Raw genomic sequence first — 4,222 nt, 5'->3', positions numbered from 1 at the left:
TACTCCTCATCCCCCTCGTCTCCTACATCACAACAACAGGAGCAGCGGCTAGAGCTTCTACCAGGCTGCGAACTGCGGCAATTGCGGCAATTTCGTCGTTGAGCTTGTTGATTGCCGAACCGACACCGATTCCGGCTGCGCCTGCGGAAATAGCTAGCGGTGCGGTGACGTTGGATAAACCAGACGCACAGAGTACGGGTACGTTGACAGCGCGGGAAATTTCGTAAGCAGCAGCTAGCGTGGGAGCTGCTTTTTCGATTAAGCCGAGCGTACCTGCATGAGTGGGTGTACTGCTGGTACCGCCTTCGGTTTGAATGATATCCGCACCCGCAGCAACTAGAGCTTGTGCCAACTCAACTTGTTTGTCTAGGCTCAAGATGTGAGGAACGGTCACAGACAGGGTAATATTGGGCAGCAAGGCACGGGTGGCGATAGTTAGTGCTAAAACTTCATCGGCTTCAAATTGGATGCCTTGGGCGTAGAAACTATCGAAGTTACCGATTTCGATGAGATCGGCACCAGCTTCGACACAAGCGACGAATAATTCGGGTTCGACGGCGGAAACACAAATTGGTAGGCTGGTAAGCTGACGCGCCATGCGGACTAATTCAGGATCGGCAGCAATATCGAGAAATGTCGCACCACCGAGATCGGCTGCTTTTACTACCATAGCAACTCGATCGCGATCGAAATTATTCAACCCACTGATGACTTTGAGGACTCGGTTACTAGCAAAGGCTATTTGCAGGCTATTCAACATATTCATCGCGTTTACGAAGGGACGTATAAATCTTTATCTGAACCATTTTGACATCGATCGGGCGAAGTTAACAAAATCGCCGCTACCAAAGTCAACATCCGTTGTAGATGGCAAACAGTGCGGTAACTGCTCTTACAAGGATTCTCTGCTGAAGACGATCGATTTACCAGTTAGTTAGAATTATCCTATCCGCTCTTTTCTCAACTCCCTAATATGTCCTATCCACCACCACCTTGGCATCTGTATGGTACGGCACTCCAATCCGTACATGCGATCGATCTTGCCAGCGCGAAAGCCTTCGTACCAAATGATTTAGAGATTGTTTCCGTCTTACCGGGCAAAACTGTCGGCGGGGTGTATGTCTCTATTTACGAGCCAAATTCGACCCTGCAATATCATGAATTAATTGTGGTTCCGGCTCTGGTGCGTTACCAGGGCAAAATCGGAGCTTGGATTTCGCATATTTATGTAGATAATCTCGACTCGGTGGCGGGTGGGCGCAATATTTGGGGGTTGCCAAAACAGATGGCTGATTTTACTTGGCACGATCGACAGGTAACGGTTGTGCAAGGTAATATAACTCTATGTCAGATCGATCGATCTACTATTCAATTACCGATTTCTTTCTGGGGAAAATTGAAAAGTAGCAGCAATGTTTTTGGTGGTTTAGAACGGGATATTTTGACATTTGCAGGCGACTTTGAGGCTGGGTTAACCTGGACACCGTTCAAGCTAAACATTCCCACCGAAAGTCCTTTGACAACGCTCAATTTAGGTCGTCCTTGGTTGGGAATTCAATTGAATAATCTGCATCTGACAGCGAACAGTCCGGCAATTGTTGGCTCGTGGACATCTACACCTATCTCGGTTAATTTACTTCCTTCTTAGTGCCAAAACAGCCCTTTTTTAGATATCATCTGAGTAAAATTCAGTCAATCGATCGAGTATTTTATGTTTCCCGTTATCTATTCAGACGACTTTTTACAACACGAGACAGGGGAATTTCATCCCGAAAAACCAACTCGATTGACAGCGATTAAATCGGCATTGGAACGGGCAAAATGGGCAAACCGAATCGATTGGCGATCTCCGACACTAACGCAGACAAAATCGCCATTACCTTGGATCGAGAAAATTCACCCTGTCGAATACATCCAGTCGGTACGGCAGCTCAGTCAGAGCGGTGGCGGGAGCATCGATGCCGATACACCCGTTTCTAGCAAGACTTATGAAGTAGCTCTACTGGCTGTTAATGCGTGGCTGGATGGGGTCGATTTGGCGATCGCCGCCCAACCCTCATTCGTGTTAGCTCGTCCGCCAGGGCACCATGCAGAGCCATCTGGCGGGATGGGATTTTGCATTTTTAGTAATGCGGCAATCGCGGCGACTTATGCATTGGCAAATGGTGTCGATCGAGTCGCTATACTAGACTGGGATGTCCATCATGGCAATGGTACTCAAGCGGTAGTAGCCCAAAATCCTCAGATGGCCTATTGTTCGTTACATGAGTACCCACATTATCCGGGTAGTGGCGCAGCAGTTGAGCGGGGAGTTCACAAAAATGTGTTAAATTTACCCATGAAAGCTGGCAGTACGATCGCCGATTATCAGCCGTTATTTGAGAATAAAGTCATCCCATTTCTGAAAGATTTTCGCCCAGATTTATTAATTGTCAGTGCTGGCTACGATGCCAATCATGACGATCCGCTGGCGAATATTTCGCTGCAACCTCAAGATTTTGGCATCTTTACCGATTACTGTTTGCAAGTTACTCGTAAAATTGTATTTGGGTTGGAAGGTGGTTATGATTTTGATTCGTTGGGTGCTTCAGTGGTGGCGACGATCGATCGGTGTGTGGGATAGTGAATAGTGGATAGTGAATATTGCAATTCTAAATGAGAAGCTAGCACATCTTTCTCCTACCTCTGCGCTCTCTGTCTTGATTTGTTAAACCGTCGGGTTCCCCGACGAGCACAAATCGCTGCGTCTCTGCGGTTAAAATTATCTGTGTTTGTGCTTGGAAATCAAATAGGATTGCTGTAGTAGATAGTGGCTATTACAAAAAATCTCGATCGGCTGTAGATTTGACGATGTTCATTCCGGCATCTGCAAACCGCTGATAAGCAGCCTCAGCTCGATCGGTATAATCGACAACGCCAGGAATTACCACGGGTGAAGTACAATCGGCTAATAAATACACCTTCCGTGCCAATTTTGGATCGATCGCCTGAATTTCTGTCAATAGATCGTTAACCGTCCATGCAACACAATGACTCTGTGCTTGTCCGGCAATAATTAGCTTATCCGAGTCTAATAATAGCTCGATCAAACGATCGTTTTTACTAGCAATTGTTTCTCCCAATTGGTTTGTAAAAACCTCTGGAGCCAACGCCGAGTAATTTTCTGTCAACGTGCGATCGCCTTTAATCGAAAAGCTCGCCTGACTGGTGCGCGCGATGCCATGAAAAAAGATTGCCTCCTCGATCGCGGGTACTAATGCATGACCGATTCCGCCTAACATGGCATGATACGGCCAAATTAGCAGCGGATATTTGCCCCCATCGCTCAACTGCTTTACGTAGTGCAGCGCGTAGGCTTGAAGCTGTGACTGCTCCGTTCCAAAATCTGGATTCACGCGCCATTTTCTCGCCGCAACATCCGCAGGCGAGATCGTCGTTACCGCTGGTGTCGGGTGTTCGCCATTTTCGTCGATCCAAAAAATGGGATGGAAAATCTGGTGGAGATGATGGGTATCCATCGTAGCGATAATTTGGTCGATTTCACCTAAATTACGATAGATAAACTCACACAATCGGACGTTATCCTCGATCGCCCCCCGCCCGCTGCGTCCGCCGACAAATAGCTCGAAATCTGGCAAACAGAAGGTATTTTGGACATCGATGAGTAACAGCCTAACTTTCGCGTTTCCCGCTGCTGTGGGTCGAAGCTGGTGTTGTTGCGCCCACGATCTGGCAGCGATCGCCAGATCTTGATACGGCACCCGCCAAATCTCGCCAACGCGATCGGGTTGAAAATGCTGTGGAATGGGCAACTGGCTCATATATGGTAACTATAGTTTTATAAATTAATTTAATTATAGTAATAATTACCATATATGACAACCCGCCAAGTTACCGAGATGGGAGTAAGGGGTTGGGAGAGATCGCAATGTAATTAGGATAAAAGTACAATCTATACTCTTCTGGTGGGAAGGGAGTAGCAGATCGTTGGCGTAGCTGCGCTGAGAGGTAATCAAATCTTGATACAATGAAAGTGAGAGAAATTCTGAATACGCATCAAAGCAATGACGCACTCCCAGATTTTAGAGGATGTTTGGAAAGTATAAACAGGTACCAGTAGAGAAAAAGCTTCCGCGAATTGTTAGGCTGAATAAAATTCAAAACTTAGACAGCCATCGAGGAAGCCATGAGTCAAGCCTACACGACGGAACTAACAGTAGAA

General features: G+C 46.8%; 3 protein-coding genes and 1 pseudogene. 2 read left to right on the top strand and 2 right to left on the bottom strand.

The window, feature by feature from the left end; translation table 11 throughout:
* Positions 1–22: 22 nt before the first annotated feature.
* The gene (locus RMO79_RS22990) at positions 23–766 is read right to left on the bottom strand and encodes a DUF561 domain-containing protein (protein WP_310485592.1); all 744 of its coding nucleotides are present in this window, start codon (positions 764–766) and stop codon (positions 23–25) included.
* Positions 767–958: 192 nt separating this feature from the next.
* Between RMO79_RS22990 and RMO79_RS22985 the strand changes: the two are divergent.
* Together RMO79_RS22985 and RMO79_RS22980 are read left to right on the top strand one after the other, a co-directional pair.
* Positions 959–1,648: pseudogene (locus tag RMO79_RS22985) on the top strand (acetoacetate decarboxylase family protein); the annotation flags it as partial.
* 63 nt (positions 1,649–1,711) lie between these two features.
* On the top strand, positions 1,712–2,623 hold the full coding sequence (locus tag RMO79_RS22980; RefSeq protein WP_310485591.1) for a histone deacetylase: 912 nt from the start codon (positions 1,712–1,714) through the stop codon (positions 2,621–2,623).
* A gap of 193 nt (positions 2,624–2,816) precedes the next feature.
* Here RMO79_RS22980 and RMO79_RS22975 read toward each other — a convergent pair whose 3' ends face one another.
* A complete protein-coding gene (locus tag RMO79_RS22975; RefSeq protein WP_310485590.1) occupies positions 2,817–3,821 on the bottom strand; it encodes an isochorismatase in 1,005 nt (334 codons plus the stop codon).
* Positions 3,822–4,222: the final 401 nt, after the last annotated feature.

It is taken from the genome of Chamaesiphon sp. VAR_48_metabat_403, from assembly GCF_031422475.1.
GTDB lineage: Bacteria > Cyanobacteriota > Cyanobacteriia > Cyanobacteriales > Chamaesiphonaceae > Chamaesiphon.
This window is presented reverse-complemented; position numbering and strand designations above follow the sequence as displayed.

Excerpts from the sequence above, each read along its gene's own strand:
- RMO79_RS22980 (WP_310485591.1), top strand. The coding sequence starts at position 1,712 with ATGTTTCCCGTTATCTATTCAGACGACTTTTTACAACACGAGACAGGG.
- RMO79_RS22990 (WP_310485592.1), bottom strand. The coding sequence starts at position 766 with ATGAATATGTTGAATAGCCTGCAAATAGCCTTTGCTAGTAACCGAGTC.
- RMO79_RS22975 (WP_310485590.1), bottom strand. The coding sequence starts at position 3,821 with ATGAGCCAGTTGCCCATTCCACAGCATTTTCAACCCGATCGCGTTGGC.